The 19,555-nt window shown below is 73.5% G+C and carries 20 protein-coding genes; 11 read left to right on the forward strand and 9 right to left on the reverse strand.

The window, feature by feature from the left end; translation table 11 throughout:
- Positions 1 to 2: 2 nt before the first annotated feature.
- Positions 3 to 491, reverse strand: coding sequence for a CarD family transcriptional regulator (locus tag ACQP0T_RS02185; protein ID WP_009947449.1), 489 nt, complete (start codon positions 489 to 491; stop codon positions 3 to 5).
- A gap of 275 nt (positions 492 to 766) precedes the next feature.
- Between ACQP0T_RS02185 and ACQP0T_RS02190 the strand changes: the two genes are divergently transcribed.
- The 3 genes from ACQP0T_RS02190 to disA all read left to right on the forward strand — a co-directional run bounded on the left by ACQP0T_RS02190 (position 767) and on the right by disA (position 4,112).
- The gene (locus ACQP0T_RS02190; protein WP_433871060.1) at positions 767 to 1,348 is read left to right on the forward strand and encodes a hypothetical protein; all 582 of its coding nucleotides are present in this window, start codon (positions 767 to 769) and stop codon (positions 1,346 to 1,348) included.
- A 317-nt stretch (positions 1,349 to 1,665) separates the two neighbouring features.
- Positions 1,666 to 3,051, forward strand: a complete 1,386-nt coding sequence (gene radA, locus ACQP0T_RS02195; RefSeq protein ID WP_345358846.1) for a DNA repair protein RadA — start codon at positions 1,666 to 1,668, stop codon at positions 3,049 to 3,051.
- Positions 3,048 to 4,112 carry a DNA integrity scanning diadenylate cyclase DisA gene (gene disA / locus ACQP0T_RS02200; protein WP_433871061.1) on the forward strand — a complete coding sequence of 355 codons (1,065 nt, stop codon included), beginning with the start codon at positions 3,048 to 3,050 and terminating at the stop codon, positions 4,110 to 4,112. The genes radA and disA overlap by 4 nt, the downstream gene beginning before the upstream one ends.
- On the opposite strand, the gene ACQP0T_RS02205 is transcribed toward disA, so the two are convergent.
- A complete protein-coding gene (locus ACQP0T_RS02205; protein ID WP_433871062.1) occupies positions 4,103 to 4,702 on the reverse strand; it encodes a hypothetical protein in 600 nt (199 codons plus the stop codon). The genes disA and ACQP0T_RS02205 overlap by 10 nt on opposite strands.
- A 265-nt stretch (positions 4,703 to 4,967) precedes the next feature.
- Between ACQP0T_RS02205 and ACQP0T_RS02210 the strand changes: the two genes are divergently transcribed.
- The 6 genes from ACQP0T_RS02210 to ACQP0T_RS02235 all read left to right on the forward strand — a co-directional run bounded on the left by ACQP0T_RS02210 (position 4,968) and on the right by ACQP0T_RS02235 (position 10,554).
- A complete protein-coding gene (locus tag ACQP0T_RS02210) occupies positions 4,968 to 5,444 on the forward strand; it encodes a beta-class carbonic anhydrase (protein ID WP_345358837.1) in 477 nt (158 codons plus the stop codon).
- Between the two features lie 38 nt (positions 5,445 to 5,482).
- Positions 5,483 to 6,382, forward strand: a complete 900-nt coding sequence (locus ACQP0T_RS02215; RefSeq protein WP_433871063.1) for an A/G-specific adenine glycosylase — start codon at positions 5,483 to 5,485, stop codon at positions 6,380 to 6,382.
- The gene (locus ACQP0T_RS02220) at positions 6,382 to 6,882 is read left to right on the forward strand and encodes a 2'-5' RNA ligase family protein (protein WP_433871064.1); all 501 of its coding nucleotides are present in this window, start codon (positions 6,382 to 6,384) and stop codon (positions 6,880 to 6,882) included. Before ACQP0T_RS02215 ends, ACQP0T_RS02220 begins: the two co-directional genes overlap by 1 nt.
- A gap of 470 nt (positions 6,883 to 7,352) precedes the next feature.
- The gene (locus tag ACQP0T_RS02225; protein ID WP_433871065.1) at positions 7,353 to 8,012 is read left to right on the forward strand and encodes an ATP-binding cassette domain-containing protein; all 660 of its coding nucleotides are present in this window, start codon (positions 7,353 to 7,355) and stop codon (positions 8,010 to 8,012) included.
- Positions 8,009 to 9,949: a YhgE/Pip family protein gene (locus ACQP0T_RS02230; RefSeq protein WP_433871066.1), complete on the forward strand. Its 1,941-nt coding sequence runs from the start codon at positions 8,009 to 8,011 to the stop codon at positions 9,947 to 9,949. Before ACQP0T_RS02225 ends, ACQP0T_RS02230 begins: the two co-directional genes overlap by 4 nt.
- Before the next feature lie 299 nt (positions 9,950 to 10,248).
- The gene (locus ACQP0T_RS02235; RefSeq protein WP_433871067.1) at positions 10,249 to 10,554 is read left to right on the forward strand and encodes an antibiotic biosynthesis monooxygenase family protein; all 306 of its coding nucleotides are present in this window, start codon (positions 10,249 to 10,251) and stop codon (positions 10,552 to 10,554) included.
- On the opposite strand, the gene ACQP0T_RS02240 is transcribed toward ACQP0T_RS02235, so the two are convergent.
- Entirely contained in the window at positions 10,529 to 11,518 is a 990-nt protein-coding gene (locus ACQP0T_RS02240; protein ID WP_433871068.1) for an endonuclease/exonuclease/phosphatase family protein, read from the reverse strand. The two genes, ACQP0T_RS02235 and ACQP0T_RS02240, sit on opposite strands and share 26 nt — an antisense overlap.
- Positions 11,519 to 11,816: 298 nt before the next feature.
- On the opposite strand from ACQP0T_RS02240, the gene ACQP0T_RS02245 reads away from it, so the two are divergent.
- Positions 11,817 to 12,557 carry a DedA family protein gene (locus ACQP0T_RS02245; protein ID WP_433871069.1) on the forward strand — a complete coding sequence of 247 codons (741 nt, stop codon included), beginning with the start codon at positions 11,817 to 11,819 and terminating at the stop codon, positions 12,555 to 12,557.
- 71 nt (positions 12,558 to 12,628) lie between these two features.
- Here ACQP0T_RS02245 and ACQP0T_RS02250 read toward each other — a convergent pair whose 3' ends face one another.
- Complete coding sequence (locus ACQP0T_RS02250) at positions 12,629 to 13,723, reverse strand: ABC transporter ATP-binding protein (protein WP_433871070.1); 1,095 nt, start codon at positions 13,721 to 13,723, stop codon at positions 12,629 to 12,631.
- A gap of 186 nt (positions 13,724 to 13,909) precedes the next feature.
- Between ACQP0T_RS02250 and ACQP0T_RS02255 the strand changes: the two genes are divergently transcribed.
- Entirely contained in the window at positions 13,910 to 15,010 is a 1,101-nt protein-coding gene (locus ACQP0T_RS02255) for a LacI family DNA-binding transcriptional regulator (RefSeq protein WP_433871071.1), read from the forward strand.
- Between the two features lie 105 nt (positions 15,011 to 15,115).
- Here ACQP0T_RS02255 and ACQP0T_RS02260 read toward each other — a convergent pair whose 3' ends face one another.
- Genes ACQP0T_RS02260 through ACQP0T_RS02280 form a run of 5 tightly spaced genes read right to left on the reverse strand, consistent with a single transcriptional unit; the run spans position 15,116 to position 19,212 of the window.
- Positions 15,116 to 16,708, reverse strand: a complete 1,593-nt coding sequence (locus ACQP0T_RS02260; protein ID WP_433871072.1) for a polyamine aminopropyltransferase — start codon at positions 16,706 to 16,708, stop codon at positions 15,116 to 15,118.
- A gap of 13 nt (positions 16,709 to 16,721) precedes the next feature.
- Positions 16,722 to 17,147: a DUF350 domain-containing protein gene (locus tag ACQP0T_RS02265; protein ID WP_345358804.1), complete on the reverse strand. Its 426-nt coding sequence runs from the start codon at positions 17,145 to 17,147 to the stop codon at positions 16,722 to 16,724.
- 42 nt (positions 17,148 to 17,189) lie between these two features.
- A complete protein-coding gene (locus ACQP0T_RS02270; protein WP_433871073.1) occupies positions 17,190 to 18,158 on the reverse strand; it encodes a hypothetical protein in 969 nt (322 codons plus the stop codon).
- Positions 18,155 to 18,595 carry a DUF4247 domain-containing protein gene (locus ACQP0T_RS02275; protein ID WP_433871074.1) on the reverse strand — a complete coding sequence of 147 codons (441 nt, stop codon included), beginning with the start codon at positions 18,593 to 18,595 and terminating at the stop codon, positions 18,155 to 18,157. Before ACQP0T_RS02275 ends, ACQP0T_RS02270 begins: the two co-directional genes overlap by 4 nt.
- Complete coding sequence (locus ACQP0T_RS02280) at positions 18,592 to 19,212, reverse strand: DUF4178 domain-containing protein (RefSeq protein WP_433871075.1); 621 nt, start codon at positions 19,210 to 19,212, stop codon at positions 18,592 to 18,594. The genes ACQP0T_RS02275 and ACQP0T_RS02280 overlap by 4 nt, the downstream gene beginning before the upstream one ends.
- Between the last annotated feature and the right edge of the window lie 343 nt (positions 19,213 to 19,555).

A 19,555-nucleotide genomic window follows, 5' to 3' on the forward strand; every position in this document is an offset into this window, starting at 1 on the left:
CGCTACACCGCGGTGGCGAGGACTTCGTCCAGCAGGGTCTCGGCCTTGCCCTCGTCCGTCCCCTCGGCCAGCGCGAGCTCGCTGACCAGGATCTGGCGGGCTTTCGCCAGCATCCGCTTCTCGCCTGCGGACAGGCCACGATCCTTCTCGCGTCGCCAGAGGTCGCGCACCACTTCGGCCACCTTGTTCACGTCGCCGGAGGCGAGCTTCTCAAGATTGGCCTTGTACCGTCGGGACCAGTTGGTCGGTTCCTCGGTGTGGGGAGCGCGCAGGACATCGAAGACCCGATCGAGACCCTCCTGGCCGACGACGTCCCGCACGCCTACGATCTCGGCGTTGTCGGCGGGAACGCGCACGGTCAGGTCGCCCTGGGCGACCTTGAGGACGAGGTACTGCTTCTCCTCGCCCTTGATCACCCGGGTCTCGATTGCTTCGATGAGCGCGGCACCGTGGTGCGGGTAGACGACGGTCTCTCCGACCTTGAAAACCATGTGTCCTCTGCCCCTTTCGCTGCGACCAGTTTATCACGGGGGGCAACTGGAGTTCGACCGCCTCTCCGTCCGTCTTCGCAGGTCAGGACGCGGACGGGGCTTGACAAACGGCTGTCGGCCGTGCAAGGCGGCGCCTTTCGGCAGCCTGCAAACCTCCACTGTGGACGGCTGTGCGGCGTCCGCGGGACCGCCTCGGCACGCCCGATGATGAACTCCGCCGCCACGGGGATTAAGCTCATCTCGGTTGTCCGGCAATCAGGAAGGACGCTGCAACCGTGAGCCGCCCTCAGCACCACAAGGCCCGCCGCCTGCGGTTGATCCCGGCCGCACTCGGGCTCGGCGCCGTCGTCGCCCTCTCCGGCTGCAGTGCCGGCCAGATCACCGAGACCGACACCCAGGTCGCCGCCGTCAACGGCGGATCGGGTGACGTCGGCGAGATCGCCGTGCGCAACGCGGAGTTCTCCTTCCCCGCCGCTGGCAGCGCCTACCCGCAGGGCTCCTCGGCCCCGCTGGAGGTCGTCATCGCCAACGAGGGCCCGGACGACCGGCTGGTCGCCGTGCGCAGCCCGTACGCGGCGAACGTGCAGGTCACCGGCGAGCAGGTGCTGCCGTCCGGGACCGCGCTGCACGCCTACGGCCTGCACGTCCCGGGCCAGGTCCGCCCGCCGGAGCAGCGTGCGGTGAACATCACGGTCAACGGGCTCACCGAGCAGATCACCGCCGGGGTCACCATCCCGGTGACCTTCGCCTTCGAGAAGGCCGGCGAGGTCACGGTGCAGGTGCCGATCGGCCAGGACGTGGAGCCGCGCCCCGAGCACAACAGCCCCGAGCACGGACCGGAGCAGACCGGCCACTGAGCGTTGAACGGCCGCGGACTCGCCTTGCGGGACGGTGCCGGTAGCGGAACCTCAGCGTCCTTCTCGCTGCGGGATCGCCTCCGGATGTAACCCACTGCACGGCGTCGGCGCTGTCCTCGCGAGAAGGACGCCGAGAACCCGCGGCGGTGCCGATGGCGTGCTCGGTGCGCGAGCGGCTTCCCGGGTGGAGCCGCCGCGAGGAACGATGTCACCGAGGGCCGTCCGCGCACGTCGCGGGCGGCCCTCGGCGTGTCCGGTCGGACACGCCGGCGCGTGGGCCGCGAGGAGCGGTCGTGGGCGGCGGCTAGCCTCGGACCGTGCCCACCAAGAACGCCCGCGCCGCCCGTCCCGGATTCCGCTGCGCCGACTGCGGCCACGAGGTCGCCAAGTGGGTCGGCCGCTGCCCCGGCTGCCAGGCGTGGGGCACGATCGAGGAGGTCGCCGCGCCGCGCCCGGCGCTGTCCAAGGTCAGCTCCGGGGCGCCGTCCACCCCGGCCCGGCCGATCGCCGAGGTGGACCTGGACTCGGCCCGCTCGGTGTCCACCGGCATCGCCGAGCTGGACCGGGTGCTCGGCGGCGGCATCGTGCCCGGCGCCGTGGTGCTGCTGGCCGGGGAACCGGGTGTGGGCAAGTCCACGCTGCTCCTGGAGGTCGCGCACCGCTGGGCCGCGGGCGCCTCGCCCGGCCCCTCCCTCTACGTCACCGGTGAGGAGTCGGCCGGCCAGGTCCGGTTGCGCGCCGAGCGCACCGACTCGGTCCACCCGGAGCTGTTCCTCGGCGCCGAAAGCGACCTCGGCGCGGTGCTCGGCCACGTCGACGCGGTGCGCCCCGGCCTGCTCATCGTCGACTCGGTGCAGACCGTGCAGTCGCCGCAGGCCGAGGGCAGCCCCGGCGGGGTGACGCAGGTCCGCGCGGTGACCACGGCGCTGGTCGCGCTGGCCAAGGAGCGCGGGCTGCCGGTGGTGCTGGTCGGGCACGTCACCAAGGACGGCGCGGTGGCCGGGCCGCGGGTGCTGGAGCACCTGGTCGACGTGGTGCTGCACTTCGAGGGCGACCGGCACTCCGCGCTGCGGATGCTGCGCGGCGTGAAGAACCGCTTCGGGCCCTCCGACGAGGTCGGCTGCTTCGAGCAGCGCGACGACGGCATCGCCGAGGTGCCCGACCCGTCCGGGCTGTTCGTGAACCGGGAGCAGCAGGAGCAGGTCGAGGGCACGGCGGTGAGCGTCCTGGTGGAGGGCAAGCGCCCGCTGCTGACCGAGGTGCAGGCGCTGGTGACCCGCTCGACGATGGCCGTGCCGCGCCGCGCGGTGAGCGGTCTGGACTCGGCGCGGGTGTCGATGATGCTCGCGGTGCTGAACAAGCACACCGCGGTGGGCACCCACGACCAGGACGTGTTCGCCGCCACGGTCGGCGGCATGAAGGTGACCGAGCCCGCCGCCGACCTCGCGGTCGCGCTGGCGGTGGCCTCCTCGTGCTGGGGCAAGCCGCTGCCGTCGAACCTGGTCGCGGTGGGCGAGGTCGGGCTGGCCGGGGAGATCCGCCGGGTCACCGGGGTCGGCAGGCGGCTCGCCGAGGCGGCGCGGCTGGGCTTCGAGCGGGCGCTGGTGCCGCCGGACCCGGGGCCGCTGCCGGACGGGATCCGGGCCACCTCCGTCGCGACGATCAAGGACGCCGTCGCGGTGCTGCGCCGGGGCCGGGGATGACGCCCAGCAGCGAGGAACTGCGGTCCGCGCTGGCCTGGCTGGCGCCCGGCACCGCGCTGCGGGACGGGCTGGAGCGCATCCTGCGCGGGCGGACCGGCGGGCTGGTGGTGCTCGGCTACGACGCGGTGGTGGAGGCGCTGTGCGACGGCGGCTTCCACCTCGACGTGGAGTTCAGCGCCACCCGGCTGCGCGAGCTGTCCAAGATGGACGGGGCGGTGGTGCTGTCCACCGACGCCACCCGGATCGTGCGGGCCAACGTCCACCTGGTGCCCGACGCCCGCATCCCCACCGAGGAGTCCGGCACCCGGCACCGCACGGCCGAGCGCACCGCGATCCACACCGGTCACCCGGTGGTGTCGGTGAGCCAGTCGATGAGCATCATCAGCCTCTACCTGCGGGAACACCGGCACCTGCTGATCGGCTCGCCGGACATCCTGTCCCGGGCCAACCAGGCGCTGGCCACCCTGGAGCGCTACACCGACCGGCTCGCCGAGGTGGCGCAGGTGCTCTCGGCGCTGGAGATCGAGGATTCGGTGACGCTGCGCGACGCCATGGCGGTGGTGCAGCGGATGGAGATGGTGGTCCGGATCGCCGACGAGATCACCGGTGACGTGGTGGAGCTCGGCGAGGACGGGCGGCTGATCGCGCTCCAGCTCGACGAGCTGGTCGGCGGCCTGGACCTGGACCGCGAGCTGATCGTGCGGGAGTACCTGCCGACCGGCGGGGCGGTGCCCGCGCCGGAGCAGGTGGACGCGGCGCTGCGCGCCCTGGACGGCACCGAGCTGCTGGACCTGGCGGCGATCGCCCGGGCGTTCGGCTACCCGGCGACCGCCCTCGACCAGCACCTGAGCCCGCGCGGCTACCGGCTGCTGGCGCGGGTGCCGCGGCTGCCCGCGAGCACCCGGCGCGAGCTCGTCGAGCACTTCGGCTCCTTGCAGGACCTGCTGGCCGCCTCGGCGGAGGACCTGCGGCGGGCGGGGGTCGGCGAGCACCGGGCGCGGACGGTCCGGGAGGGGCTGTCCCGGCTGGCCGAGACGTCCATCGTGGACCGCTACGCCTGAGCGGCGGGCGTGATCCGGAACGGCGCCGGGGCACTGGTGATGCCGTCGAGCCGGGCGGTGACCTGGTACTCGCCGGACGGCACCGGCTCGCCGGCGGCGGCGCAGCCGGGGACCGAGCCGCGGCCGGTCCAGGTGATCTCGTGGCGCACGGCGCCGCCCGGTTCCAGCAGCGGGAGCTCGTTGGTGGACTCGATGGCGCAGTCCGCGCTGGACCAGACGCGCTCGCCTTCGGCGGTGTGCACCACGACCTCGCGCAGCATCCGGTTGGTGTCGCGCACGCAGGCGGTGTCGCCGACGTTGGTCAGCACCGCGGTGAACTCCACGCGCTCGTCGGCGCGGAACTCCGGCCGGGCCACCTCGGCGGCGATCCGCAGCGCGGAGTCCGGGCAGGGCGGTGGGGCGGGTTCGGCGGCCAGCGCCTCGGGCGGCGGCGGTGGTGCGGCGACCGGTGCGGGAGGTTCGGCGGGCCCGTGGAGCAGCGCCACCGCGCCCCACCCGGCCAGCACCGCCGCGAGCGCGGCGGCGCCCAGCGCGAGGGCCCGGCGGCGCCAGTACACCGCGGGCGGCAGGGGACCGGAAGGATCGAGCACGGTCCGACGGTAACCCCGCACAAGATCCATTCGGCCCAACCGAACACCACCCGATAGGCGCAAACCTGACCACCCGCCGTGAGCATCCCCGGGGTCCGAACCAGATGAGGGCGCCCTGTACCTCGTTACGTGGGCCAGGGCGCCCCTCACTCAGTCCCGTTCGGGTGAGGCGCGCGGCCGGGTGCGGGGCGAGCGGTGGGGCGGACCGGCGGGCGTCATACGATCGGGTGCACGGCCGGAAGGCCGGAGGATCGAGGAGGGGACCGTGACCGCCACCGACGAGCTGCTCCAGCGCAACACCAGCCGCACCCGACCGGACCTGCCGAGCGCACCGGGCCTCCGGGTGGCCATCGTGACCTGCATGGACTGCCGCATCGACCTGGCCGAGTCGCTCGGCCTGGCGGCGGGCGAGGCGCACGTGATCCGCAACGCGGGCGGCGCCGTCACCGACGACGTGATCCGCTCCCTCGCGGTCAGCCAGCGCAAGCTCGGCACCCGCGAGATCGTGCTGGTCCACCACACCGGCTGCGGGATGCGCACCTTCACCGAGGGGGACTTCAAGGACGAGCTGGAGACCGAGACCGGCGTCCGCCCGGCGTGGTCGGTGGAGACCTTCCGGGACACCGAGCAGGACGTCCGGCAGTCGCTGGAGCGGGTCCGCCGCAGCCCCTTCCTCACCGAGACCACCAGCGTCCGGGGCTTCGTCGAGGACATCGCCACCGGCGCGCTCACCGAGGTCTGATCGCCCGGCCCGGTGCGTCTGGCAGGATCGACGGCGCCATGACGACCTCCCCGCCCCGCCCCGCGCCGATCGACGGCGAGACGCTCGTCGACTGGTTCGCCGCCACCGCCCGCCCGCTGCCGTGGCGCGCCCCCGGTGTCACCGGTTGGGGCGTGCTGGTCAGCGAGACGATGCTGCAGCAGACCCCGGTCAACCGGGTGCTGCCGATCTGGGAGGAGTGGATGCGGCGCTGGCCGCGCCCCTCCGACCTGGCCGCCGCGGCGCAGGGCGAGGTGCTGCGCGCCTGGGGCAAGCTCGGCTACCCGCGCCGGGCGCAGCGGCTGCACCAGGCCGCCGCCGCCATCGCCGCCGACCACGGCGACGTGGTGCCCGCCGACGTCGACACCCTGCTGGCGCTGCCCGGCATCGGCGCCTACACGGCCCGCGCGGTCGCCGCCTTCGCCTACGGCAAGCGCGTGCCGGTGGTGGACACCAACGTGCGCCGGGTGGTCGCCCGCGCGGTGCACGGCGCGGGCGACGCCGGCCCGCCGTCGACCACCCGCGACCTCGCCGACGTCGACGCCCTGCTGCCCGCGGAGGACGCCCCGGCGGCGGCGCTGTCGGCGGCCCTGATGGAGCTCGGCCAGGTGGTGTGCACGGTGCGCTCGCCCGCCTGCGAGCGCTGCCCGATCGCCGCCGACTGCGCGTGGCAGCACGCGGGCCGCCCCGCCTACGCGGGACCGCCGAAGAAGGTCCAGAAGTTCGCCGGGACCGACCGGCAGGTTCGCGGCAAGCTGCTCGACGTGCTCCGCGACTCGCCCGGTCCGGTGCGCCGCGAGCAGCTCGACGCGGTGTGGTCCGACGCCGGGCAGCGCGACCGCTGCCTGGACTCGCTGCTGGTCGACGGCCTGGTCGAGCAGACCGACGACGACCGCTTCGCGCTGCCCGGCGAGCACTGATGGCCGACGCCCTGGACCTCTACTTCGACGCCACCACCGAGGCGGAGGTCCGGGCGCTGCTGCGGCGGCTCACCGGCGCCGGGGTGCCCGTGGCGACCGGACGCCCGCACCTCACGCTGGCCGCGGCGGGCAGCATCCCGGAACGGGTGCGGCGGTCGCTGCGCACCGAGCTGCGGCTGCTGTCGATCCCCGACCTGCTGCTGTCCACCGTCGGGGCCAGCTCCGGCGCGGACCGGACGCTGCTGCTCGGAGCGGTGGTCGACGCCGAACTGCTGGCGGTGCACTCCGCGGTGCACGACGTGCTCGCCGGGCAGGTGCTGAACCCGTCCGCCTACCACTTCCCGGGCGGCTGGCTGCCGCACTGCGCCCTGGCCACCGGCCTGACCGACGAGCAGCTCGGCGTGGGATTCGCCGCGCTGCTGCCGCCGCCCGCACTCCGCGCCGGGGTCGCCGGGGTGGCGATCACAGAAACCCGAACCGGCAACGTCGAGTTCTTGTGAGCGGTGCCGTGGTCCCGTTGCTTGGGAGTGCGGGTGGCGGAACCTCAGCGGCCTTCTCGCTCCGGGCGCCCCTTCTCATGTATTCCGATACACAGCGGCGGGGCGTCCTCGCGAGAAGGCCGCTGAGAACCCGCGGCGGTGCCGGTTGCGAGGGTGGGGCAAAGCGGAAGCGGCTCACGCCGTTTGTCTGGCGGTGGTGCCGATCGGCGCTTGTGGAAGCGGCTTCGCCGCTTGCCGGGGGTGCGGATCGTTTCGGGGTGGCCTCACCCGTTCGGGAGTTGAGTGAGGGGCGCCCTTGCCCGAGAAACTGGGGCGAGGGGTGCCCCTCACCTCGGCTGATCACCTGATCGGGGTGGGGTGGGTTGGGCCGTCCGGGTGGTTGGCTCCACTGTGGACGTCTACCACGAGTTGCCCGGGTCCGCTGGAGCGGCCACTTTGGACGCAGCGTCGGCCCGGCAGGAGTGGTGTGGATGGACATCGACGGGGTGTGGATCCGCGCCCGCGGGATCACCGCGAGGGGCCCCGAGGGCAACGCCTTCGAGAACGTCCACCTGCACGTCGAGCCGGGCGCGCTGGCCGTGATCACCGGTGCCGCCGGGACCGGGCGGACCTCGCTGCTGCTGGCGCTGGCCGGGCGGATGCGGGTCATCACCGGTGACCTCGTCGTCTCCGGGCACGTCCTGCCCGGGGAGTCCCGCGCGGTGCGCCGCCTGGTCCGGCCCGCCCGGCTCCGCCCCGGCTGCGAGCTGGAGCGCTCGCACCGCGTCTCCGAGGCCGTCACCGAGCGACGGATGATCTCCGGGGTCCGGGCCGAGCACATCGCCGACGCGCTGGCGCTGGTGGGGCTGGCCCCGTACCGGCGGGCGCTGGTCCGCGAGCTGCACCCGGCCGACCGGCTGCTGTTCGAGATCGCCCTCGCCGCGGCCACCGCCCCCGCCGGGCTGGTCGTCGACGACGCCGACGCCGGACTGCCCCCGGCCTCCCGGCACCGGGTGTGGTCGGCGCTGCGCGGCGTCGCCGCGACCGGGACCACGGTGCTGGCCAGCGCGACGGATCCGCCGTCGAAGGAGTACGAGGTGTGCCACCTGCCCGCCCGCCCGCACCACCGGCGCCACGGGAGCCGGGTATGAGGGCGCTGCGCCTGGCCTGGCTGGAGCTGCGCAGGCTGCGCGGACCGCGGCGCCGCTGGGTGCCGCTGGTGCTGCTGCTGGTCCCGCTGCTGTTCGGCGGGCTGTTCCTGTGGTCGAACTGGGACCCCTACGGCCGCACCGGCCGCGTCCCGGTGGCGGTGGTCAACGCCGACCAGCCCGTCGACCGGGCCGGGGAGCGGATCAACGCGGGCGAGCAGTTCGTCGAGCAGCTCAAGGCGCGGCGGATCTTCGACTGGCACTTCGTGGGCGCCCGGGAGGCCCGCCGCGGGCTCGAAGCGGGCGACTACTACTTCACCGTCGAGGTGCCGCCCGACTTCAGCGCCCGGCTGGCCACCGCGGGCGAGCCCCACCCGGTGCGCGCCGAGCTGCGGATCACCAAGAACGACGCCAACGGGTTCCTCGCCGGGCTGCTGGCCGACCACGCCGAGCACGAGATCCACCAGCAGGTCGACGCCGCCGCGCACGCCAGCTACGCGCGGGCCCTCTACGGCGAGCTGGACGTGGCCAAGGACCGGCTGCGGCTGGCCTCCGACGCCGCGCGGCGGCTGGTCGAAGGCAGCGAGCTGGGCAGGCGCGGCACCGAAGCGCTCACCGAGGGGCTCGGCGGCATCAGGGACAGCACCGAGCGGATCAACCGGGGCGCGGAGGACGTCACCTCGGCCACCGCGAAGCTGGACCAACAGCTCGGCACGGTCACCGAGTTCACCGCCGCCCAGCTCCCCGGCGCGGTGAACGCGGTGGTCGGGGCCAGCGGCGCGGCGGTCGGCGGGCTCAGCGCGATCAGCAGCTCGACGGCGTTCCTCGACCAGCGGGCCGGGGAGGGCGCCAGCGCGCTCGACGAGCTCGGCGGCAACCACCCGGAGCTCGCCGGCGACCCCGCCTACCAGCGGGCGTTGGCCGCGGCCCGCGCGGTCGCCGACGCGGCGGGCACCGCCAACGCCGACGCGAGCCGGGCGCTGGAGTCGGCGCGCGCCGCGCAGGCGCAGGCGCTCGGGCTGCGGGAGAGCCTCGGGCCGCTCCAGGAGCGGGTCCGCTCCATCACCGCGCCGCTGGACGACCTGCGCTCGGGCAGCGCCGAGATCGCCGGGGGCAGCGGCGGGCTGGTCGGCGGGCTCAACGCGATCCTCGCCGGCAGCGGGGTGCTGCGCGACGGCACCGACCAGCTCACCGACGGCGCCGAGCAGCTCCGGCGGCTCGTCGACGACGCCCGCGGCCGGCTCCCGGAGACCAACCCGACGCAGGTCGCCCGGGCCGCCGACGTGCTCGCCTCGCCGACCGAGCTGCGCACCGGCAACCTCCACCCCGCCCACGTCTACGGCCGCGGGATGGCTCCGCTGCTGTTCGCCCTCGCCCTCTGGGTGTTCGGGTTGATCGCCTACCTGCTGCTCAAGCCGCTGAACACCCGGGCGCTGACCGGTCGGGTGAGCGCGCTGAGCATCGCGATCGCCGGATACCTGCCCGCCGCCGTGCTCGGGGTCGCCGGGGGGCTGGCGCTGCTCGGCGCGATGACCTTCGGGCTCGGCCTGAACCCGGTGCAGCCGTGGCCCGCGGTGGGTCTCGTGTCGCTGGGGGCCGGGGCGTTCGTCGCGCTCAGCCAGCTCCTGCGGGTCCTGTTCGGCGCGGTCGGCGCCCTGCTCGCGCTGGTGCTGCTCGTCGTCCAGCTCACCGCCTGCGGCGGCCTGTACCCGGTGGAGACGACCCCGCAGCTGTTCCAGGCGCTGCAACCGCTGCTGCCGATGACCTACCTGGTCGACGGGCTGCGGGTGACCACCTCCGGCGGCCTGGAGGCGCACCTGGTGCGCGACCTCATCGTGCTGGCCGGGTTCCTGGTCGGTTCGCTGGTGCTGACAACGCTCGCGGTGGTCCGGAGGAGGACCTACACCCTCAAACGCCTCCACCCTGTTGTTGTGGTGTGAGGGGTCACCTTGGGTGGCGGTGCGGGTGGCGGAACCTCAGCGGCCTTCTCGCTCCGGGCGCCCTTCCTCATGTACCACCACGTACACAGCGTCAGGGCGTCCTCGCGAGAAGACCGCTGAGAACCCGCGGCGGTGCAAGCTGCGAGGTGGGGCAAAGCGCAAGCGGCTTCGCCGCTTGCCTGGCGGTGGCCAGCTCGTGCTCGGGCGTGCTGCGCCCCGGCTTCGCCCCTGCCTGGCGGTGGTGCTGCTGAGAGGTGCGACACCGGTTGGGGGCTCAGCGGGCGCCGTAGGGTGGCGACATGGCTGTTGTGAAGATTAACGCGATCGAGGTGCCGGAGGGCGCTGGTCCGGAGCTGGAGAAGCGGTTCGCCGCCCGGTTGGGCGCGGTGGACGGCCAGCCGGGGTTCCTCGGGTTCGAGCTGCTGCGCCCGACCAAGGGCGAGGACCGCTACTTCGTGTACACCAAGTGGGAGTCCGAGGAGGACTTCCAGGCGTGGCTGGGTGGTTCGGCGAAGGAGGCGCACGCGGGCGAGCGGCAGCAGCCGGTGGCCAGCGGGTCGAGCCTGCTGGAGTTCGAGCTCATCCAGGAGTCCCGCCCGGAGTGACCACCAGGTCCGCCAGGATCGCCCGGTGGTCGGCGCCGGGGACCTCGTAGGTGCGGTAACCGCGCACCCCGATGTCCTCGCTGACCAGCACGTGGTCGATCGTCACCGGCGGCGGGAACCAGCCGTCCGGCCAGGTCGGCAGCAGCCCGCTCCCGGTGGCGTCGGCCGCGTCGGTGTAGCCGCGGCCGAGCATCGCGCGGACGCGGGTGTGGTCGAGGGTGGCGTTGAAGTCCCCGGCCAGCACCCGGGGCGGGGCGTCCTCGGCCGGGGGGTCGGGCAGCGCGGCGAGCTCCCGCGACCAGGCGCCCGCCGTGTCGGCGCCCACCGGGTAGATCGGGTGCACCGCGACCACCTCGACGGGTCCGGCACCGGGCACGTCGATCCGGGCCGAGGGCTGGTTCAGCGTGGTCTCGGGCACCAGCGACAGCGGCGCGGCGGGGAACCGGGAGGCGATGCCGGTCCCCTCCCCGCCGGGCGCGGGCTGGTAGACGCGGTGCGGGAGCACGTCGGTGAGCCCGGCGCGGTCGAGCGCCGCCGCCAGCCCGGGGGTCAGCTCCTGGACGCTGAGCACGTCCACCCGGTGCGTGCGCACCAGGTCCACGATCCGCTCCGGCGACGCCTCGCCGAGGTGGGTGTTGATCGACAGCATCCGCAGCGGCGCGCCCTCCGCCGGCTGCTCGTCGGTGAGGGCGCGGGGCGCGACGCCCACCACCAGCCCGGCGGTGGTCAACGCCACCACCAGCGCGATCAGCCAGCGCCGCAGCATCAGGGCCACCACCAGCAGCAGCGCCCCGCAGGGCACGGCGTAGGGCGTCAGCGACACCAGCGCGATGACGTAGCGGTGGGTGTCCAAGCCGGTCAGCGGCAGCACCGCCCACACCACGAAGACCGCCGTCACCAGCGCGCCGAACGCGGTGAGCACCCCACCGCCCGGCTTCCGGTCCTCCTCGCGCACCTGCTGCACCGTCCCCACCTCCGCGGTACACCTTCCCAGCGCCCGTCCGCGACCCGCGCCACCACCCGGTCCCCGCGCCCGCACGACCGCCCCAACGAGCGATCCCGCCCCTGGTGAGGGGCACCTGCATCCGACATGGCCGGATGCAGGTGCCCCTCACTCATCAGCCGTCCAGGTGAAACCCGGTGCCGTGCGTGCGTTCGGCGGTGAGCATGGCCGACATCACCCGGCCGGTTGCGGTTCGCAGCGCAGCCGCTGGAATCATAGGTACAACGGACACACCGACACCCCGACTCCGGAGCCGCACATGCCGTTGTTGCCGTTAGCGTCCACCACCGCCGAGCCGACCGGCTTCACCGCCTGGGTGATCTCGGTGATGGAGGCACTCGGCGGGCCCGGCGCCGGGCTGATCATCGCCATCGAGAACGTGTTCCCCCCGATCCCCAGCGAGCTGATCCTGCCGCTCGCCGGCTTCACCGCGAGCCAGGGGAACATGAGCGTGGTCGGCGCGATCCTGTGGACCACGCTCGGGTCGCTGCTGGGCGCGCTGGTCCTCTACTGGATCGGCGCCGCGCTGGGCCGCCGCCGCACCCGGGCGATCGCCGCGAAGATCCCGCTGATCAAGATCGAGGACATCGACAAGACCGAGGCGTGGTTCGCCAAGCACGGGGTCAAGGCGGTCTTCTTCGGCCGGATGATCCCGCTGTTCCGCAGCTTCATCTCGCTGCCCGCGGGCATCGAGCGGATGAAGCTCACCACGTTCGTCCTGTTCACCACGCTGGGCAGCCTGGTCTGGAACACGATCTTCGTGCTCGCCGGGTACTTCCTCGGGGAGAACTGGCACCTGGTGGAGCAGTACGCGGGCATCCTGTCCAAGGCCGTCGTGGCGATCTGCGCGCTCGCGATCGTCGTGTTCATCGTCAAGCGGATCATGCGCGTGCGCCAGGAGAAGCAGCAGGCCGGTGAATTACCGACCGACCAGTTCGCCCGGGTCGACGGGGACGACCGGACCGATCCGCCCACCCAGGAGATCGACCGGCTCCGCTGATCATCCGATCCTGAGCTGAGTGAGGGGCGCCCCGCACCACGTCGCGTGGTGCGGGGTGCCCCTCACTCGTGTCAGGCGGGGATGCGGGCGCCGGTCTCCGGGTGGAAGAGGTGGACCTCGTCGGAGTCGCGCAGGGCGACGGTGACCTGCTGGCCGATGGCGGGCGGGGTGCGGCCGTCGGCGCGGACCACGAACCGCTCCATCGAGCCGTCCACGTCGATGGAGCCGTGGATCAGCGCGTCCGCGCCGAGCTCCTCCACCAGTTCGACGAGCATCTTCATCCCGCCCTCGGTCTCGGAGGTCAGGCTCAGCGCCTCCGGCCGCACGCCGAAGGTGATCTCCGGGATGGACCCGGCGGCCTCCAGCGCGGTCCGGGGCAGCGGGATCGTCCGCCCGTCGAGCACCGCGCCGTCGGCCCGCAGCGGCACCGTTTTGAGGTTCATCGCCGGCGAGCCCATGAACCCGGCGACGAACGCGTTGGCCGGGTTCTCGTAGAGCTCGCGCGGGGTGGCGCACTGCTGCAGCAGGCCGTCCTTGAGCACCGCGACGCGGTGGCCCATCGTCATCGCCTCGACCTGGTCGTGGGTGACGTAGATCGTGGTGGTGCCGAGCCGCTTCTGCAGGGCGGCGATGTTGGCGCGGGTCTCCACGCGCAGCTTGGCGTCGAGGTTGGACAGCGGCTCGTCCATCAGGAACACGCTGGGCTCGCGGACGATGGCGCGGCCCATCGCGACCCGCTGCCGCTGACCGCCGGAGAGCGCCTTGGGCTTGCGGTCGAGGTACTTCTCCAGGTCGAGCATGGCCGCCGCCTCGGTGACCTTCTGCTTGATCACGTCCTTGGGCGTCTTGCGCAGCTTGAGCGCGAAGCCCATGTTCTCGGCGACGGTCATGTGCGGGTACAGCGCGTAGGACTGGAAGACCATCGCGATGTCGCGGGCCTTCGGCGGGGTGTTGGTGACGTCCTGGCCGCCGATGGTGATGGAGCCCTCGTCCACCTCCTCCAGCCCGGCGAGCATCCGCAGCGCGGTGGACTTCCCGGAGCCGGAGGGACCGACGAGCACCAGGAACTCGCCGTCGGCGACCTGGAGCTCCAACCGGTCGACCGCGCGGACCGGTGGGGTCCCGGGGTAGACGCGCGATGCGTTGACGTAGGCGACCTCGGCCATGTGTGACACCTTTCACCCGAATCGGTGTAGGAGACCGTAGCCGCTTAACCCAGTTCAGTTCATTCCGTCGAATGAACCAATTCACCCGGTGATCATGCCGCGGTCGGCGTGGCGACCGCGCGGCGCCGAGTGGGATCTGCATCATGGTGGCTTCACCGTCGGGTACTGAACCGTTACGGTTCCTCCATGGCGCGGTCAACGAATGCCCGGCGGCCTGCGACGCTCGCCTCGCTCGCTGCGGAGCTCGGTGTCTCCAGGACCACGGTCTCGAACGCTTACAACCGTCCGGACCAGTTGTCCCCCGAGTTGCGCAAGCGGGTCCTGGAGACGGCTCGCCGGCTCGGCTACCCGGGGCCGGACCCGGTGGCGCGGTCGCTGCGCACCCGCAAGGCCGGGGCGGTGGGACTGCTGCTCACCGAGAACCTGTCCTACGCGTTCCGCGACCCGGGCGCCGTCGGCTTCCTCGAAGGGCTCGCGCTGGCCTGCGAGGACGCCGGGCACGGGCTGCTGCTGATCCCGGCGAGCCCGGAGCGCGAGGACGTCGCCGCGGTGCACCGCGCCGGGGTGGACGGGTTCGTCGTGTACTCGGTGCCGGAGGACGACCCGCACCTGGCCGCGGTGCTCGAACGCCCGCTGCCGGTGGTGGTCAGCGATCAGCCGAGCATCGACGCCCTCGACTGGGTCGGCCCGGACGACGTGCGGGCGATGCAGGCCGTCGCCGAACACCTGATCACGTTGGGGCACCGCCGCATCGGCGTGCTGTGCATGCGGTTGGCGCGCGGGCGCAACGACGGCCCGGCCTCGGTGCACCGGCAGGCCAACGCCAGCTTCCACGTGCAGAAGTCCCGGCTGACCGCGCTCGCCGAGTCCTTCAGCGAGGCCGGGGTGGACTGGGCGCGGGTGCCGGTGGTGGAGCGCTTCGACCACACCACCGCCTCCGGCGCGACCGCCGCCGCGCAGCTGCTGGACCTCGACCCGGAGATCACCGCGATCATCTGCACCTCCGACATCCTGGCGCTCGGCGCGCTCACCGAGGCCCGCGAGCGCGGCCTGCGGGTGCCGGAGGACCTCACCATCACCGGTTTCGACGGGATACCGGACGCCGAACGCGTCGGGCTCACCACGGTCCGCCAGCCGGTGCTGGAGAAGGGCCGCGCGGCGGGCCGGATGCTGCTGGAGTCCGCGGAGCCCGGTCGTCCCCGGCACGTGCTGCTCGAAACCCAGCTCGTCCTCGGCGCCACCTCGGCCCCGCCCCGCTCCGCGGAGGAACGCTGGTTCGGCCCCTGACCCCGCTTCACCCGGAAGGGGCCTGAGTGAGGGGCACCCTGGCCCACGTAACGGGGTACAGGGTGCCCCTCACCCGGGTGGGTGGTCGTGGCGCCGGGCTTCGGGTCAGTAGTTCTGCCACTCGACCCTGGCGTGTTCCAGGATCGTCGGGTGCATCAGCGTGGACGGCTCCATCTCGGCCGGCCGGTCCCGGTCCGGTGGGAAGTTCGCCGCCGCCCGCAACGTCGGCGCGTCCAGCGAGCGCAGCGGTGGGGCGTCGGCGGGCAGCCGCAGCGCCGGTGGGTCGCCCGCCGACGCCAGGTGGAAGCCCCACTCGCCGAAGCTGGGCACCGAGACCTGGTACGGCGTGGTGCGCAGCCCGGCGGCGCGCAGGGTGACCTCGACGCACCAGTACGCGTCGGGGGCGAAGTACGGCGATCCGGCCTGCACCACGGCGCGCCCGCCGTCGGCCAGCGCGTGCCGGACCAAGCCGTAGAACTCGGTGGAGTAGAGCTTGGCGGTGGCGGTGGAGTCGGCGTCGGGCATGTCGACCAGCACGACGTCGAAGCGCTGCCGGTTCTCCCGCAGCCAGGCGAAGGCGTCGGCGGCGACGGTGCGCACCCGGGGGTCGGCGAACGCGTCGTCGTTGAGGTCGCGCAGCCGCGGGTTCTCCTGGGCGAGCCGCACCACGGCCGGGTCGAGCTCGACGAGCACGACATCCTCGACGTCGGGGTAGCGCAGCACCTCGCGCAGCGCCAACCCGTCACCGCCGCCGAGCACGAGCACGCTGCGCCGGGGCCCGTTCATCGCCGGGTGCACCATCGCCTCGTGGTAGCGGTACTCGTCGACGGAGCTGAACTGGAGGTCGCCGTTGAGGTAGAGCCGGGTGTCCCGGTTCCCGCTCAGCGACGCCTCCTCGGTGAGCACGACCTCCTGGTAGGGAGTGCGCTCGGCGTGCACCACGGGATCGGCGAACAGCGCCTGCCGGGCGGTGACCTCGAAGTCGTCGGCGAACGCGTAGGCGCCCACCAGCACCCCGCCGACCAGCAGCGAGGCGGCGGTGAGCAGCAGCCGGACCCGCCGCGACAGGTCGCGCCGGAACACCGTCAGCACCAGGCCGAGCCCGGCGGCGGCGTTGAGCATCCCGACCACCAGCGCGCCCTGGATCTGCCCGAACAGCGGCAGCAGCAGGAACGGGAAGGCCAGCCCGCCGATCAGCCCGCCGACGTAGTCGGCGGCGAACATGTCGGCCACCGCAGACCCCGCGTCCTGCCGCCGGATGCGCTGGAGCAGCACCATGAGCAGCGGGATCTCCGCGCCGATCAGGGCGCCCAGCACCAGCGACATGACGATCAGCGCGGGCATGTAGAGGCTCAGCCAGGCGAACGCCGCGTACAGCAGCAGCACGCTGAGCCCGCCGAGCAGCGCCAGCGCCAGCTCGATCGCGGCGAACGAGACGTCGGCCCAGCGCTGCAGCGGTTTGGCGGCCAGCGCGCCGACGCCCATCGCGAACACCATCAGCGACAGCACGATGGACGCCTGCCCGACCGTGTCGCCGATCAGGTAGCTGCCGAGCGCGACCAAGGCCAGCTCGTAGACCAGGCCGCAGGCCGCGCAGACGAACGCGGCGACCAGCACCGCCAGCCGCTTCGGCCGACCGCGCGGGGAGCGCGGGGCCGCTGCGTCGTCGGCGCCGGTCGCCTCGGTGGTGGTGCTCATCGGGGGAGGGCGGTCACCAGATCGCCGCCGCGATGATCACGGCGATCACCACGTGCGCGCTCGCCGACACCCAGGTCGCCGGGTGCAGGTTCGGCGAGGCGAGCTCGTCGCCCAGCTTGCCGGGGGTGAGGGCGTCGATGAGCAGGAACGACAGGCTCATCATGAGCAGCCCGAGCAGGCCGTAGGCGAGGGTGCCGACCAGTCCGGTGACCAGGTCGTCGGCGCTGGCGGCGATGGCCGTGGTGAGCACGATGCCGACGCCGAGCAGGCCGGACACCAGCAGCAGGGCCGCGTTGGGGTTGCGCTGCACCCAGATCAGGTCGCGCAGGCGGCCCGGCGTGGCCAGGTCGACCAGCACGTAGCCGAGCGCCATCATCAGCACGCCGATCACCCCGAAGGCGACCGCGGCGAGCAGGCCGGAGAGCAGGTCCTGGAGCAAGGTGTTTCCTTCTCGTGTCGAGGGGCTTCTCGTGTCGAGGGGTCAGTGCCGGGGCGGCGGGTTCTGGGGCGGCGGCCACGGGGGCGGCGCCTGCGGCGGGCCACCGGGCGGCGGACCGGGCCAGGGCCCCTGCGGGGACGGTCCGCTGGGAGGCGGGCCGGGCCACGGGCCCTGCGGCGGCATGCCCTGCGGCGGACCCGGCGGCATCCCGGACGGCGGACCCTGCGGCGGCGTCCCCGGCGGCGGACCTTGCGGCGGACCCGGCGGCATCCCGGGCGGCGGGCCCTGCGGCGGTGGCGGGGGCGCGGCGGCCTGCCGGTGCTTGATGCGCCCCCGCACGCCTAAGCCGACGGCCAGCACCGCGAAGGCGCCCAGTCCGCCCACCCAGCCCCACGGCCCGGCCTCGTCCATCTCGGGCAGCGGGCGGGGCGGCGCGCCGCGTTCTGCCGCCGGGGTCGGCGCCGGGGGCAGCGCGCCCGTCTCGACCAGCAGCAGCGGCAGCGCCATGGCGGCCTGCCCGGTGGTGCCGATCGGGTGCTCGACGAGCCGTTCGCCGGTGACGCCGACGCCGGTGAAGTCCTCCACCGAGGGCAGCGGACGCAGGTCCGGTGAGGCCGCGACGACGAGGTCCACCGCGCCGTCGTAGTTGAGGTGGTCCCACGCGACGGTGGCGCGGACCTCGGCCCACCGCGCGCAGCTCTCCGCATCGATGTCGGGGCCCCGGCTGGACCCCCGCTCCGGCGGGTCGTCGGTGTTGCCGTCGTGCAGCTCCCAGCCGAAGCAGATCCCGTGCGCCCGTTCGGCCTCGGCGAGTTCGGCGGCGAGCTCCCGGCCGTCGGTCAGGGTGAACGGGGGCAGCAGCGGACCGCTGTAGCTCGACGTCCGGTCGTACCGGATGACGTCGTCGTCGCCGAAGAAGCCGGGCCCGTCGGCGTGGGCGGTTCCCCCGGTGGCCAGCAGCGCCGCGACCAGTCCCGCCGGGAGCAGGACGGTCCGCGCGAGCGCGCTCACTTCCCGCTCCCCGGGCCGCCGCCGCGGAACCCTTCGCCGCGGGAGTAGCCGTACCAGCCCCACGCGCTGCTCACGTGGCCGTGGTAGTGCCGGTAGGCCCGCTCGACCTCCATCACGTGGATCAACGAACCTCCCGGGTGCGGGTGGATGATCACGGCGTCGTCGGGATAGCGGAGGTAGATGCCGGTGGTGTCCACCGAACGCGCCTGCGGTTCCCACCGGCGGGTGAGGTCGTCGGCGACGGCCGAGGGCTGCTTCCGGCTGGTGTAGGCCGCGTTGTCGTCGTCACCGGGGTGGTCCAGGTGCGCCGCGCGGGTGTAGGTCGCCGCGATGTGCGAGCGGGGACCGGTGCCGGTCGACGCGATCGCGACGATCGCGATGATCAGGGCCAGCACCGCGGCGATGGCGGCCAGCACGAACCAGAGCTTGCCCTTCATCGCCGACCGTCCGCGCTCGGGTAGATCTGCACGTCGTAGCGGCTCAGCTCCTCGCCGGTGCTGGCCTCCCAGTCCGCCTCGCCGTAGGACTCGAAGCTCAGCATCCCGCCGTCGGCGGATTCGTAGTCGTGGTAGCGCATCGCCCCCTGCTCGGCGAGGCCGGTGGTGGCCTCGCTGCGGAACCGCGCGCTGCCGGACTCGTCGGAGCGGTAGGTCCGGCCGCCGACCTCGACGGTGGCCGCACCGGGTTCACCCGCGTCCTCGACCGGGGTCCACAGCGACAGTTCGAGGTCGGGGTCCTCCTCGACCGCCAGCCACACCTGGGTGCCTTTGGCGTCGTCGAGCAGGTGCTCGGCCCAGGTCCAGCCGCCCTCGTCGAACCGCAGGCTGCCGCGCACCGTGTAGGTGGTGCCCCGGACCTCCACGATGTCGCTCGCCTTGAGCGCGCGCGGGTCACCGCGCAGCGAATCCTGGTCGCCGGTGCCGAACGGATCGGCGGGGGTCGAGGTCTGCGCCGGACGCGCCGACCGGCGGGCCCGCAGCCCGACGACCACCGCGATCACCACGATGATCAGCAGCAGCACGACCACGATGGTCAGCACCGTCGAAGTGCTCACGTCCTCGCCTCCCTCACTGGACTGGGCCCGACCCTAGGACGGCACCCCGATCCGCCGCGGCGGGTTGGCCGAAACGTGACCCGCGACGCCCCGCACCGAAGTCCGGAGTCCCCGCACCGTTCACCCGATGGACAAACGAGTGAGGGGCACCCTCGCCCAAGCAACTGGGACAAGGGTGCCCCTCACCCACCGAAGACCGCCCGACCGGGCACCCAGAACAGCACCCGCGAACCCGACGGAACCACCGCCAGCCAAGCGGCGAAGCCGGTTCCGAGCCAACGCCCGAACCGAGCCGACAACCGTCAGGCAAGCGGCAAAGCCGCTTCAGCGGTACCCCACCCTC

The sequence above is a fragment of the Saccharopolyspora sp. CA-218241 genome (genome assembly GCF_050954615.1).
Classification (GTDB): Bacteria; Actinomycetota; Actinomycetes; order Mycobacteriales; family Pseudonocardiaceae; genus Saccharopolyspora; species Saccharopolyspora cebuensis.